This is a genomic window from Achromobacter sp. (genome assembly GCF_032102605.1).
Lineage (GTDB): Bacteria > Pseudomonadota > Gammaproteobacteria > Burkholderiales > Burkholderiaceae_B > Achromobacter.
The window spans coordinates 116,981-129,590 of record NZ_DAMDGT010000014.1 but is presented as its reverse complement, the minus strand read 5'-3'; the positions used below and the strand labels follow the sequence as shown (position 1 = coordinate 129,590).

Here is a 12,610-nt window from a genome sequence, read left to right as displayed (position 1 = left end):
GGTCGGTCTCCTTGAAAACCATCATAGGCCTGCACACAAAAATCCGGACACTCCCTCCGTATCAAGCGCGGAACCGGATCCCACAACGGAACCAGACCCAAATTCACCAAGGAAGCACTCCCAAGCCTCCGATTCAATATCCTCAATCACCACCCCATCCTCACCCGCAATGGTGAACTGCTCCTGACTATCCCCAATGCTGGCAGCGCCATCCAACCCCAGCAACAACGAATACATCGTGTCGCGTAGCGCGGCGTCCAACACCTCCCGCACCCCCGCAAGCTGCTCAGCCGACAACCCCAACGCCCGGACCTTCGCCGCCACGTCGCTGCCGCCATCCACCGCCATGAACGTCTCCAACAACTCCCCCCGCAGCGCATTCCAGTTGCCGACAAATTCCTTCGCGTCCATTCGTTTCCCTTAACGTGTCCCAACCCACGGCCGCATACCCAATAACAACCGCGAACCAACCAACAAAAAACAAGGGCCGCTGAAACAGCGGCCCCTGCATGTACTACGGTCTAAACCCGATCAAGCCTTGCGCACCTGCGCAATCAGAGCGTCCAGCTGCTTCAGCATCGAATCCACTTCCTCAGCCGTCACATTCAGCGCCGGCATGAAGCGCAACAGGTTCGGACGCGGGGCGTTCAGCAGCAGGCCTTCCGGCGCCTGATTGCGCGCAGCTTCGACGATGGCGGGGCCGTCGTCACGGTCCATGACCAAGGCGCGCAGCAGGCCCATGCCACGCTCGCCCTTCATGCCGTACTTGGCCGACAGGGCCAGCAGGCCTTCGGAGAGCTGCTTGGCGCGGGCGTTGACCGCGTCCATGAAGCCGGGGGACACCAGGGCGTCGAAGACGGCGACGCCGACGGCGGTGGTCAGGGGGTTGCCGTTGTAGGTGCCGCCTTGGTCGCCGTGCTGGAACACGCTGACTTCCTGGCGCGCCAGCAGGGCGGCCAGCGGCACGCCGCCGCCGATGCCCTTGGCCAGCGTCATGATGTCGGGGACGACGTCAAAGTGCTGGTAGGCGAACATCTTGCCGGTGCGGCCCATGCCGGTCTGCACTTCGTCGACGATCAGCAGCAGCTGGTTTTCGTCGGCCAGCTTGCGCAGGCCCTGCATGAATTCCTTGGTGGCGGGCAGCACGCCGCCTTCGCCCTGCACGGGTTCCAGCATGATGGCGACGGTCTTGTCGTCGATCAGCTTGCGCACGGATTCCAGGTCGTTCAGTTCGGCCTTGGGGAAGCCTTCAACCTGCGGCGCGAACATCTTGTCCCAGCCCGGCTTGCCCGACGCGGACATGGTGGCCAGGGTGCGGCCGTGGAAGCCGTGGTTCATGGTGATGATCTTGTAGGCGCCGTTCTTCTTGACCTGGCCCCATTTGCGCGCAAGCTTGATGGCGCCTTCGTTGGCTTCGCCGCCGCTGTTGGCGAAGAAGACGCGGTCAAAGTCGGACGCGCCGGTCAGGCGCTGGGCCAGCTCGATCGAGGGGATGTTGTAGAACGCCGGCGACGGGTTCATCAGCTTTTGCGACTGTTCGACCAGCGCGCGCTGCATTTCGGGCGCGGAGTGGCCCAGGGTGTTCACCGCCCAGCCCTGCACGAAGTCCAGATATCGCTTGCCCGCGTGATCCTCCAGCCAGGATCCCTTGCCGCTGACGAACACGAGGTCCGGGCGGGAGGTGATCTCCATGAGGGTGTCGACGTTGAACTGGCTGAATTCCATGGCGTTTCCTGCGGATGTAAGGACAGGGGATAAAGGAAATTTCGGGGAACTTCCCCGGGGGAAGCGCGAAAAGGCAAATGTAGCACCGACGGGGGGATGCTATCGTGACGCTACCCCCCGATCTGCCCCGGGCCGGCCTCACAAGGGCCGCCAGCGCGGGCGCTCTATTTTATGCAGCCAGCGTGCCCTCGGCCCGCTACCGGCTGTCGCTTTTTACTGACCAATCATGAAACGTATTCTTTCCAGTCTTGCCGCCGGCCTGGCGCTGGCAGCGGCCGGCGCCCCGGCCCACGCCGAATATCCCGACCGTCCCATCCGCCTGATCGTGCCGTTCCCGCCCGGGCAGGCCACCGACATCTTTGCCCGCGCCCTGGCCGAGAAGCTGGGCGCCGCCGTCAAGCAGCCCATCGTCGTGGAGAACCGCGCCGGCGCCGGCAGCAATATCGGCATGGAGCAGGCGTCGCGCGCCGCGCCCGACGGCTACACGCTGGTGATCGCGGGCAGCGCCGCGGCGGTGAACCAGACGCTGTACAAGACCATCAACTACAGCCTGACCAAGGATTTCGCCCCGGTTTCGGGCGTGTTCTCGGTGCCGCTGATGTTCCTGGCCACGCCGGCCTCGGGCATCACGTCGCTGCAGCAGCTGGTGACGCAGGCCCGCGCCAACCCGGGTGAACTGGCCTACGCCAGCGCGGGCATCGGCGGCACGCAGCATCTGTCGGCCGAAATGTTCAAGGCCGCCGCCGACATCGACATCCGCCACATTCCGTACAAGGGCAGCGGTCCGGCCCAGGCGGATTTCCTGGGTCACCAGGTTCCGCTGATGGTGGACTCCGTCACGGCGGGCCTGCCGCACGTGCAAAGCAAGAAGGCGGTGGCGCTGGCGGTGACGACGGCCAAGCGGCTGCCGCAGTTGCCCAATGTGCCGACGGTGGCGGAATCGGGTTATCCGGGGTTTGAGGCGATTGGCTGGGCGGCGGTGTTGGCGCCGAAGGACACGCCTGCCGAGATCACCAATGCGCTGAGCAAGCAGATTGGGCAGGTGTTGAATACGCCGGAGATGCAGAAGTTCTTCCGGGATCGTGGCGCGGAACCGATGCCGTTGTCGCCGGAGGCGACGGGGACGTTTATTGCCTCGGAAGTGGATAAATGGGGCAAGGCGGTGAAGCAGTCGGGCGCGCAGGTGGATTAATCGGCGCCCGCTGTTGCGGCAACAAGCCGTCCCTGTGCAGGGACGGCTTTTTTGTGGGCGGTTGCTTGGCGGGGGGGTGTCCGAAGTGAAACTGGTTGCCGTTTCATCCTTGGGCGGGTCGCGCAATGCGCGGTGAATCACTGACACCCGGGGAGCGCTACTTCAAGTTGGTAGCCCGTCCATGCGGGTGCCCGGCAACTGGGCAACCTACTCGCGAAGCGTCAACGCTACGACGCAAGACGCCGCGTAAGTCACCGGAGGCCGCCCGCGCGGCCGAACGGTGACGGGCAGCGCAAGACGCTTCTCTTGCTCACGGATGCGTGCAAGATCCTAAAGAACCCAATCCGCCCCGACGCCCGTAAAGATTCAACAGCAAAGCCCGGTGCGGCGTGGGCCTGGGGTGGGCGGGGCGTGTAGATGCGCCCGGCGGAAACCGAAGGCAGCCGCCTCAGGCGGCCACGAGGTTGAGCGCGGGGCAGTCCGGAGCGAAGGCTCCGGACCGCAATCGTAGCCCCGCCCACCCCAGGCCCACGCCGCGCCGGGCGTCTCAAGAACTCCACCCCCAGGCGATAACGCGGCACCGGGATGCGTCTGAAGTAGAACTGGCTGCCGTTTTATCCTTTGGCGTATCGCGCATGCGGTCCAAACCAGTGCCGCGACGCCCGCCATCGACGCATCGGGCGCACCAGAACGGGGCGAAGCACGCGCCGCTCCCAGTGCAGCCCACATGGCATGGAACTTGCATCTTTCCAGTTTGTATACCGACTTGGTGTGCAACGCATTGGCCCAGCCGGGCAGTGCGGGCCCTGGAGAGTTCCTTATGAAACGCAGAACCCTGTTGCTGTCCCTTTGCGCCGCCGCCAGCATGCTCGCCGCGCCCCTGTCGCATGCCGACGCGCTGGACGATATCGTCAAGGCGGGCGTCATCAAGATCGCCGTGCCGCAGGACTTCCCGCCGTTTGGGTCGGTGGGCTCCGATATGAAGCCGCTGGGCTACGACATCGACACCGCCCAGCTCATCGCCAAGCAATTGGGCGTGAAGCTGGAACTGGTGCCGGTCACCAGCGCCAACCGCGTGCCTTATCTGCAAACCAAGAAAGTGGACCTGGTGATCTCCAGCATGGGCAAGAACGCCGAGCGCGAGAAAGCCATCGATTTCTCCGACGCCTATGCGCCGTTCTTCAATGGCGTGTTCGGGCCGGCCGACCTGAAGGTGGCGTCCGCCGCCGATCTGGCGGGCAAGACCATCGGCGTGACGCGCGGCGCGGTGGAGGACATCGAGCTCACCAAGATTGCGCCCGAATCCGCCACGGTCAAGCGTTACGAAGACAACAACGGCACCATCACGGCCTTTCTGTCGGGCCAGGTGCCGATGATCGCCACCGGCAACGTGGTCGCCGCCGCCATCCTGGCGCGAAATCCGGCCAAGAAGCCGGAGACGAAATTCCTGATCAAGAACTCGCCGTGCTACATCGGCCTGAACAAGGACGAGCCCAAGCTGCGCGCCCGCGTCAACGACATTTTGGCCAGCGCCAAGCGCGACGGGTCGCTGTCGGCGATCTCGCAGAAATGGCTGGGCGCCGAGCTGCCCAAGGACCTGTAGGCCGAGCGCGCCGTCATGGCCTACCAGTACGACTTCTCGTCGGTGTTCGAGTACACGCCGGTGCTGGTGAAGGGACTGGCCGTTACCGTCGAACTGATTGCGTTCGGCGCGGTGGCGGGCGTGGCGCTGGGCATTGCCTGCGCCTGGGCGCGCACGCAAGGGCCCGCGTGGCTGCGCGCGCCCGTCACGGCCTATGTCGAGGTGATCCGCAACACGCCCTTTCTGATCCAGCTGTTTTTTGTGTTCTTCGGCCTGCCGTCGCTGGGCATCCGGCTTGGGGAGATGCAGGCGGCGTGCCTGGCGATGGCGCTGAACCTGGGCGCCTACAGCGCGGAGATCATCCGCGCGGGGATCGACGCCACGCCGCGAGGCCAGTACGAGGCCGGCGCCAGCCTTGCGCTGTCGCGGCTGCAGGTGTTCCGGCACATCGTGCTCAAGCCGGCGCTCATGCGTATCTGGCCGGCGCTGTCCTCGCAGATCGTGATCGTGATGTTGGGATCGGCGGTGTGCTCGCAGATCGCGGCTGAGGACCTGACCTTTGCCGCGAATTTCATCCAGTCGCGCAATTTTCGGGCCTTCGAGGTGTATTTCGTGACGACGGGCATCTATCTGGCGCTGGCGGTGCTGCTGCGGCAGTTGTTGCGCATGACCGGGCGGCGGCTGTTCCGCAAGGCGGCGCGATGACCGAGTTTTCAACCTGGGACATCGTGCGCAACCTGCTGCTGGCGGCGCGCTGGACGATCGTGCTGTCGCTGGCGGCCTTTGCGGGCGGGGCGCTGATGGGCTTGCTGGCGCTGATGATGCGCACGTCCCGCGTCGCGCTGATGCGCCGCGCAAGCTGGGCGTATATCGAGCTTTTCCAGGGCACGCCGCTGTTGATGCAGCTTTTCCTGGCGTTCTTCGGGTTGTCGCTGATCGGCGTGGAGGTGCCGCCGTGGCTGGCCGCCGGGGCGGCGCTGACGCTGTGGTCGGGCGCGTTCCTGGCCGAGATCTGGCGCGGCTGCGTGGAGGCCGTGCCGAAGGGACAGTGGGAAGCGTCCGCCAGCCTGGCGCTGGGCTATGTGCAGCAGATGCGCTATGTGGTGCTGCCGCAGGCGCTGCGCATCGCCGTGGCGCCGACCGTGGGGTTTGCGGTGCAGATCGTCAAGAGCACGGCGCTGACGTCCATCATCGGCTTCACGGAGCTGTCGAAAGCGGCCACGGTGATCACCAACGCCACCTTCAGTCCCTTTACCGTCTATGCGTGCGCAGCGCTGGTCTACTTCGCGCTGTGCTGGCCCCTGTCGCGCCTCAGCCTCCGGCTGGAAAGGAAGTTGCATGCCCCTCATCGCCCTTGAAGACGTCCGCAAGCGGTTCGGCGACAACGAAGTCCTGAAAGGAGTGACCTTGCGCGTCGATCCGGGCGAGGTCATCGCCATCATCGGCAAGAGCGGCTCGGGCAAGAGCACGCTGTTGCGATGCATCAACGGACTGGAGCAGATCGACGGCGGGGCGATCATGGTGGCCGACGCGCAACTGGGCAATGACGAACTGCGGCTGCGGGCGTTGCGGCTGAAGGTCGGGATGATCTTTCAGCAGTTCAATTTGTTTCCGCACCTGACCGTGGGGCGTAACGTCATGCTGTCGCCCATGGTGGCCAAGCGCATGCCCGAACGCGAGGCCGCGGACATGGCCCGCGCCATGTTGACCCGCGTGGGCCTTGCCCACAAGTTCGACGCCTGGCCGGACGAGCTGTCCGGCGGCCAGCAGCAGCGCGTGGCGATCGCCCGTGCCCTGGCCATGCAGCCGCTGGCGTTGCTGTGTGACGAGATCACGTCGGCGCTGGATCCGGAACTGGTCAATGAGGTGCTGGCGGTTGTGCGGGAATTGGCGTCCGACGGGATGACGCTGTTGATGGTGACGCACGAGATGCGTTTCGCGCGCGAGGTATGTGACCGCGTGGTCTTCATGCATCAGGGCCGGGTCCACGAGATTGGGCCGCCGGAGACGCTATTCAACGCACCCGGCACTCCTGAGTTGCGGCAGTTCCTGGGGATGACGAACCTGCAGGACAGGTAAAAATGCATCAGCTGACCTGGTGCGTCTGCTTCTATCGCCCACTAGGCGTGCTTCCTATATTGGACTTGTCCGCAGCTGGATTCAGGTTTTTCCGGCGCGGTTTCACGCAACCCGAGACCTGAGGAGCGATGACATGGACAAGGACCGCATCAAGGGCGCCGTCAAGGAAGTGAAGGGCGCTGTGAAGGAAACGGCCGGCAAAGTGACGGGCAGCACCCGGACCGAAGTCGAAGGCAAGGCAGAAAAGACCGAGGGCAAAGTGCAGCGCAACGTGGGCGAGGCCAAGGATCAGGCACGGGACTTGCTGGACAAATAATCGCGGCGGCCGATCGGCGTGACCCGCTATGTCCAATGAATGCCCGAAGGAGAAAAACATGACCCACCGTATTTGGCTTGTGCTGATGCTGGCGATCTCTGCCGTGACCGCCGGATGCAACACGATGGAAGGTGCCGGCAAAGACATCGAACGTGGCGGAGAGAAAATCCAGAACCAGGCCAAGTAGGCGCGGCAGCCTGCATCCGAAGGTCGGTGCGTCGACGACGCGCCGGCCTTTTTTCGTTCAGCGAACTTTGCGGCGGTGGGATGTGGCGCGGGCTGCGGGAGGTCGGATCGCCAGCCGGGGCCGCTGACCCGTGCGGCCGCCTGGCGTCCGGACCGCCGGGCCGCTGCCAAAACGAATCAGCGCGAAAAGCCCCGCGCCGAGATCTCCCAGATGTCCTGAACCACGCCGTCGCGCACGACCACCAGGCCGTCGTGCAGGTTGAAGGTCGGATCGACGTGCGAAGGCACCAGCCGCAGTACGGATCCCAGCGCGGGCGCCTCTGCGCCCGGCTCCACGCGCACGACGCCATGTTCGTCGTTGATGGCCGTGTAGGTGAGACCAGGCTCGCCGAAGATGGCGGGCGGCCCGCATTCCGCCGTGGTCGACTTGAGCCCGGCATCCAGGATCACGCGATCCGGCGCGGGTGCGCTCATGACCGTGGCCAGCACGAACAGGCTGTTCTGGAACGTCAGCGGGCCGTCCCATTCGTTCGCGCCGTAGTCGCCATCCATGAACGCGTACGAGCCGGCCTGCAATTCGGTGTAGACGCCGCTGGCCGCGTCGAATTCCGCGCTGCCCGTGCCGCCACCGGTGATCGTGTCGCAGGCAATGCCGCTTTCGCGCAGAAGCTGGGCGTAGGATGCGGCGATGCGCGCCGCCTGGCGGCACACCTGGGCGCGCTCTTCGCGCGTGCGGTAGTGCTGCACCGACCCGTGATAGGCCTGCAATCCCGCAAAGTTCACGCCCGGCAGGTCGCGCGCCTGCTGCGCCAGCGCCAGCACCAGCGCATCGTCCGATACGCCGCAACGGCCCTGGCCCACGTCGACTTCGACCAGCACGTCAACCTCCGCGCTCGCCTGCGTCATCGCCTGCGAGATCTGCGCCAGGTTCTGCGCATTGTCCACGCACACGCTCAGTTTGGCGACGCGCGCCAGCTGACCCAGCAGCGCCAGCTTGGCGGCGCCGACGACTTCGTTGCTGATGTGGATGTCGCGAATGCCTGCGGCCACGAAGGGCAGGGCTTCGCTGACCTTCTGGCAGCAGATGCCGCGCGCGCCCAGCGCAAGCTGGCGCAACGCGATTTCCGGACACTTGTGCGCCTTGGCGTGCGGACGCAACGCCACGTCGTGGCGATCGGCCCAGGCCTGCATGGCGCGAAGGTTGGCCTCGAACGGCGCAAGGTCCAACACCAGGCTCGGCGTATCCACGCGGGACAAGGGATCGCCCGGCTGGGCGGGCGGGGGCAGCGCAATGCCGCGTATGACTTCCTGAGACATCTTGGGTAACTCCATTGTCCTGCGTTGCGATGTAACCGCACACATAACCAAAGCAGGGCCACCCATAACCTAAGGAGCGTCACACCCCCAGGTAAACGATAGCCCCGTAACCATTGGCTACGAGAAGTCGACATGACAGAATTTCATCATGAAAACGGCCCCCAAGGGGAGGCCCATTTTTGGCCCGGAAAAACCACCGGCGCCGGAAATGACAAGACGAACCACGTCATTCGATACACCTGTCATCCATACCGGAGAAGCCCGCATGAAACTCAAGCACTGGATCACCGCCCTGACCGTCGCGGTCGCCGCCGTCGGCACCGTGGGTTCCGCTCAGGCCCAGCAGTTCTTCCGCATCGGCACGGGCGGCACCGCGGGCACCTACTACCCCATCGGCGGCATCATCGCCAACGCCGTCTCGCAACCGGGCAAGCTCGTTGCGACGGCGGTGGCCTCCAACGGCTCGGTTGCCAATATCAACGGCATCATCGGCGGTTCCTTCGAGGCGGGCTTCACGCAGTCGGACGTCGCGTTCTGGGCCTACAGCGGCACGGGCACGTTCGAAGGCAAGCCCAAGGCGCAGGACCTGCGCCTGATCGCCACCCTGTACCCCGAGAGCATCCATCTGGTGACGCGCAAAGGCGCCGGCATCAAGAGCGTGGCCGACCTGAAAGGCAAGCGCGTGTCCATGGACGAGCCGGGCTCCGGCACGCTGGTCGACGTGCGCCTGATCCTGGGCGCCTACGGCATGACCGACAAAGACATCAAGGCCGAATACCTCAAGCCCAACCAGGCCGGCGACAAGCTCAAGGACGGCGGCCTGGACGCGTTCTTCTTCGTGGGCGGCGCACCTGCCGGCGCCATCGCCGAACTGGCGTCCAGCGGCGCGGGCATCGAAATCGTGCCGCTGGTCGGCCCGGAAATCGACGCGCTGCGCGCCAAGCAGGAATTCTTCACGCCCGACACCATCGCCGCCAACACCTACCAGAACGTCGGTGAAGTGAAGACCATCTCGGTCAATGCGCAGATGGTCACGTCGGCCAAGCTGCCCGAGCAGGTCGTCTACGACGTCACCAAGGCGCTCTACAGCGACGCCACGCGCAAGACGCTGGACAACGGCCACGCCAAGGGCAAGCTCATCACGCGCGACAACGCCGTGAAGGGCGCCGGCATCCCGTTCCACCCGGGCGCCGAGAAGTTCTACAAGGAAATCGGCCTGCTGAAGTAAGCCCCCCCGAAGCGCCTGCGGCGCTTTCCCCCCCAGGGGGCGCCGTTGGCGGACCGGCGAAGCCGGATCCGCGCGGCCTCGCTTGGGCGGCCTCGGTTCTTTTTGCGATTGGCTTGCCTTTGAAGGGATGGCGGATCGTTTAAGAATCTATGTGGCGGCGTTGGTTGATGCGCCGCCTTTGAGCAGGGCCGCCGCTGCGCGGCCCTGCTTGCTGGAACACCTTGAGAATTACCGCGATGGAAATTGATCACGACAAAACCCAGCAGTTGGCGGAAAAGTACGACTCGGAAATCCGCTTCCGGCCGCTGGACAAGACAGCAACCTGGATCGTTTCCGGCCTGCTGGTCACGCTTTCGATCTTTCACTACTACACCGCCGGCTTTGGCCTGCTGCGCGAGGCGACGCACCGTGGCGTTCACCTCGCCTTCGTGCTGAGTCTCATCTTCCTGGTTTTCGGCTTTTCGAAGTCGCATTACCAGCGCCAGCCCAAATCCACGTGGTTCACACCAGGCGGCATTCCGCTCTACGACTGGATCATCGCTATCGCGCTGGCGCTGTCGGTGCTGTACATCCCCTATATCTTCGAAGACCTGGCGTTCCGCGTGGGCAATCCCCTGCCGATCGACGTCGTCATGGGCTCGATCCTGCTGATCGGCCTGCTGGAAGCCACCCGCCGCGCCATGGGCTGGCCGCTGCCCATCATTGCGCTGGTATTCATGGCCTACGCCATGTTCGGTCCGTATTTCCCCGGGCTGCTGCAGCATGCGGGCAACAACTGGTCCCAGATCGTCAATCACATGTACCTGACCAGCCAGGGGGTGTACGGGGTGGCGGTAGGCGTGGTGGCGACCTATGTGTTCCACTTCGTCCTGTTTGGCGTGCTGGCCACCCGTATCGGGCTGGGCCAGCTGTTCCTGGACGTGGCCTCCACGATCGCCGGCCGCTATGCCGGCGGCCCGGCGAAGGTGTCGGTCTTCGGCTCGGCCATGTTCGGCATGCTGTCCGGCTCGTCGGTGGCCAACGCGGTCACGGTGGGATCGCTGACCATCCCGGCCATGATCCGCATCGGTTATCCGCGACATTTCGCTGCGGGCGTGGAAGCCGCCAGCAGCACCGGCGGCCAGATCACGCCGCCCATCATGGGCGCGGCCGCCTTCCTGATGATCGAATTTCTGGGCATTCCGTACCAGCAGATCGCCATCGCCGGCATCTTTCCGGCGTTTCTGTACTTCTTCGGCATGTTCATGCAGGTGCATTTCGAGGCCAAGCGCGAGGGCCTGCGCGGCCTGACCGCCGAGGAAATGCCCAAGCTCAAGCAGTCGTTCAAGATGCGTTGGCCGACGCTGATTCCGCTGGTTCTGCTTATCGGCGTGCTGGCCAGCGGCCGCACGCCGTATCTGGCCGCCTTCGCCGGCATCACCGGCTGCATCATCGTGGGCCTGCTGAACCCGTTCCAGCGGCTGCGCTGGCGCGATCTCTATGAAGCCTTCGAAACGGGGGCCAAATACGCGCTGGCGGTGGGCGCCGCGGCGGGAACCGTCGGCATCGTGATCGGCGTCGTGACGCTGACCGGCGTCGGCTTCAAGATCTCGTACATCGTGATCTCGGCGGCGCAGTCCATCGCCGGCGTCGCATCGATGGTCATTCCGGACACCGTGGCCAACATGCAATCGCTGACGCTGGTCGCGGCGCTCGTCATGACGGGCCTGGTCTGCATTCTGATGGGCTGCGGCATCCCCACCACGGCCAACTACCTGATCATGGTGGCCGTGGCCGCACCCACCCTGGTGCAGCTCGGGGTGCAACCCATCGCCGCCCATTTCTTCGTGTTCTATTTTGGGATCCTGGCGGACATTACGCCCCCGGTTGCCCTGGCGGCCTACGCCGCGGCGGGCATGGCGGGCAGCGACCCTTTCAAGACGGGGAACACCGCGTTCAGGCTCGGCATCACCAAATTGATCGTTCCGTTCGTGTTCGTGTTCTCGCCGTCTCTGCTCATATCGGTGCAAGGCTTCACGTGGTACGACTTCTTCGTGACGCTGTTTGGCTGCATGGTCGGGCTGGTGCTGCTGTCGGCGGCGTTCTCGCGCTACATGCTGGTCGGGATGAAAAGTTGGGAGCGGTGGTTGTGCACCATCGGCGCCTTGCTGACCATCCTGCCCGGGTTGGCCAGCGGGCTTATCGGCCTGGCGATCTGCATCCCGGTATTCATCCGACAAGTGGCGGAACTGAAACTGGAAAACTCGCCCAAATCGGCCTGACCGCGTCACGCGCCTGCGCCGGCTGACGGCAAAAAGGGGCGGATCCCCGGGATCCGCCCTGATCCAACGGAATCGACCATTTTGGCGCTATTTGGGGGTGGAACGAGCCGTTTTTGCGGCAAAGGGACGCCATACAACACCCGCCTTTCCGACGGTTGCCCGGCAAAATAAATCGGCGTAAAGTAAAATTCATGTTTGCTGGTCTGCCGATATGCGGGCCGACTGTGCAAACAGGCACAAACTGCGCCATATGTTCGATATCCTGGTCTATCTGTTCGAGAATTACTACACGCCGCAGGCCTGTCCTGCTGCCGATGTGCTCGCCAAGCGGCTCGCCGCCGCCGGTTTCGAGCACGAAGACATCGACGACGCGCTCGGCTGGCTGTACGGGCTGGCCGAGACCACCGAACGCTGTGTGGATCTTGCACAGGCGCCTACTTCCGGCACCCGCATCTACACCGACAACGAATACCAACAGCTCGGCACCGAATCCATCGGCTTCATCGCCTTCCTGGAATCGGCCGGCGTGCTGCCCGCGCCCCTGCGCGAAATCGTCATCGACCGGGGCCTTGCATCCCCGGAAACGCCGGTGCCGCTATCCAAGATCAAGATCATTGCCCTCATGGTGCTCTGGAGCCAAGAGGCCGAGATCGACAATCTGGTCCTGGAAGAGTTGCTGGACGAAGACGGCGTGCGCCTGCTGCACTAAGCCTGCGCCGCCGCA

The 12,610-nt window shown here is 64.5% G+C and carries 13 protein-coding genes; 10 read left to right on the top strand and 3 right to left on the bottom strand.

Features of this window, described 5'->3' with window-relative positions; translation table 11 throughout:
- Positions 1-21: 21 nt before the first annotated feature.
- Together RT614_RS24265 and RT614_RS24260 are read right to left on the bottom strand one after the other, a co-directional pair.
- Complete coding sequence (locus RT614_RS24265; RefSeq protein WP_313624723.1) at positions 22-411, bottom strand: hypothetical protein; 390 nt, start codon at positions 409-411, stop codon at positions 22-24.
- Positions 412-531: 120 nt separating this feature from the next.
- A complete protein-coding gene (locus RT614_RS24260) occupies positions 532-1,725 on the bottom strand; it encodes an acetylornithine transaminase (protein WP_313624722.1) in 1,194 nt (397 codons plus the stop codon).
- A gap of 226 nt (positions 1,726-1,951) precedes the next feature.
- On the opposite strand from RT614_RS24260, the gene RT614_RS24255 reads away from it, so the two are divergent.
- The 7 genes from RT614_RS24255 (at position 1,952) to RT614_RS24225 (ending at position 7,081) form a co-directional block, all read left to right on the top strand.
- The gene (locus RT614_RS24255; protein WP_313624721.1) at positions 1,952-2,917 is read left to right on the top strand and encodes a tripartite tricarboxylate transporter substrate binding protein; all 966 of its coding nucleotides are present in this window, start codon (positions 1,952-1,954) and stop codon (positions 2,915-2,917) included.
- A gap of 820 nt (positions 2,918-3,737) precedes the next feature.
- Positions 3,738-4,520, top strand: a complete 783-nt coding sequence (locus RT614_RS24250; protein WP_313624720.1) for a transporter substrate-binding domain-containing protein — start codon at positions 3,738-3,740, stop codon at positions 4,518-4,520.
- Between the two features lie 15 nt (positions 4,521-4,535).
- Positions 4,536-5,204: an amino acid ABC transporter permease gene (locus RT614_RS24245; RefSeq protein WP_313624719.1), complete on the top strand. Its 669-nt coding sequence runs from the start codon at positions 4,536-4,538 to the stop codon at positions 5,202-5,204.
- Positions 5,201-5,857 (top strand): amino acid ABC transporter permease, encoded by a 657-nt coding sequence (locus RT614_RS24240; RefSeq protein WP_313624718.1) that lies wholly within the window; start codon positions 5,201-5,203, stop codon positions 5,855-5,857. Before RT614_RS24245 ends, RT614_RS24240 begins: the two co-directional genes overlap by 4 nt.
- On the top strand, positions 5,838-6,578 hold the full coding sequence (locus RT614_RS24235; protein WP_313624717.1) for an amino acid ABC transporter ATP-binding protein: 741 nt from the start codon (positions 5,838-5,840) through the stop codon (positions 6,576-6,578). Before RT614_RS24240 ends, RT614_RS24235 begins: the two co-directional genes overlap by 20 nt.
- A gap of 133 nt (positions 6,579-6,711) precedes the next feature.
- Complete coding sequence (locus RT614_RS24230; RefSeq protein ID WP_313624716.1) at positions 6,712-6,894, top strand: CsbD family protein; 183 nt, start codon at positions 6,712-6,714, stop codon at positions 6,892-6,894.
- Between the two features lie 58 nt (positions 6,895-6,952).
- Complete coding sequence (locus RT614_RS24225; protein ID WP_313624715.1) at positions 6,953-7,081, top strand: entericidin A/B family lipoprotein; 129 nt, start codon at positions 6,953-6,955, stop codon at positions 7,079-7,081.
- Positions 7,082-7,257: 176 nt separating this feature from the next.
- Here RT614_RS24225 and RT614_RS24220 read toward each other — a convergent pair whose 3' ends face one another.
- Positions 7,258-8,397: a DSD1 family PLP-dependent enzyme gene (locus tag RT614_RS24220; protein ID WP_313624714.1), complete on the bottom strand. Its 1,140-nt coding sequence runs from the start codon at positions 8,395-8,397 to the stop codon at positions 7,258-7,260.
- Between the two features lie 265 nt (positions 8,398-8,662).
- Here RT614_RS24220 and RT614_RS24215 point away from each other — a divergent pair, with 265 nt between their 5' ends.
- The 3 genes from RT614_RS24215 (at position 8,663) to RT614_RS24205 (ending at position 12,595) form a co-directional block, all read left to right on the top strand.
- Complete coding sequence (locus RT614_RS24215) at positions 8,663-9,625, top strand: TAXI family TRAP transporter solute-binding subunit (RefSeq protein ID WP_313624713.1); 963 nt, start codon at positions 8,663-8,665, stop codon at positions 9,623-9,625.
- Positions 9,626-9,861: 236 nt separating this feature from the next.
- The gene (locus RT614_RS24210) at positions 9,862-11,886 is read left to right on the top strand and encodes a TRAP transporter permease (RefSeq protein ID WP_313624712.1); all 2,025 of its coding nucleotides are present in this window, start codon (positions 9,862-9,864) and stop codon (positions 11,884-11,886) included.
- A 250-nt stretch (positions 11,887-12,136) separates the two neighbouring features.
- A complete protein-coding gene (locus tag RT614_RS24205; protein ID WP_313624711.1) occupies positions 12,137-12,595 on the top strand; it encodes a DUF494 domain-containing protein in 459 nt (152 codons plus the stop codon).
- The last annotated feature ends 15 nt before the right edge of the window (positions 12,596-12,610 follow it).

Coding starts and splice junctions, on each gene's coding strand:
- RT614_RS24265 (WP_313624723.1), bottom strand. CDS start 411: ATGGACGCGAAGGAATTTGTCGGCAACTGGAATGCGCTGCGGGGGGAG.
- RT614_RS24260 (WP_313624722.1), bottom strand. CDS start 1,725: ATGGAATTCAGCCAGTTCAACGTCGACACCCTCATGGAGATCACCTCC.
- RT614_RS24255 (WP_313624721.1), top strand. CDS start 1,952: ATGAAACGTATTCTTTCCAGTCTTGCCGCCGGCCTGGCGCTGGCAGCG.
- RT614_RS24250 (WP_313624720.1), top strand. CDS start 3,738: ATGAAACGCAGAACCCTGTTGCTGTCCCTTTGCGCCGCCGCCAGCATG.
- RT614_RS24245 (WP_313624719.1), top strand. CDS start 4,536: ATGGCCTACCAGTACGACTTCTCGTCGGTGTTCGAGTACACGCCGGTG.
- RT614_RS24240 (WP_313624718.1), top strand. CDS start 5,201: ATGACCGAGTTTTCAACCTGGGACATCGTGCGCAACCTGCTGCTGGCG.
- RT614_RS24235 (WP_313624717.1), top strand. CDS start 5,838: ATGCCCCTCATCGCCCTTGAAGACGTCCGCAAGCGGTTCGGCGACAAC.
- RT614_RS24230 (WP_313624716.1), top strand. CDS start 6,712: ATGGACAAGGACCGCATCAAGGGCGCCGTCAAGGAAGTGAAGGGCGCT.
- RT614_RS24225 (WP_313624715.1), top strand. CDS start 6,953: ATGACCCACCGTATTTGGCTTGTGCTGATGCTGGCGATCTCTGCCGTG.
- RT614_RS24220 (WP_313624714.1), bottom strand. CDS start 8,397: ATGTCTCAGGAAGTCATACGCGGCATTGCGCTGCCCCCGCCCGCCCAG.
- RT614_RS24215 (WP_313624713.1), top strand. CDS start 8,663: ATGAAACTCAAGCACTGGATCACCGCCCTGACCGTCGCGGTCGCCGCC.
- RT614_RS24210 (WP_313624712.1), top strand. CDS start 9,862: ATGGAAATTGATCACGACAAAACCCAGCAGTTGGCGGAAAAGTACGAC.
- RT614_RS24205 (WP_313624711.1), top strand. CDS start 12,137: ATGTTCGATATCCTGGTCTATCTGTTCGAGAATTACTACACGCCGCAG.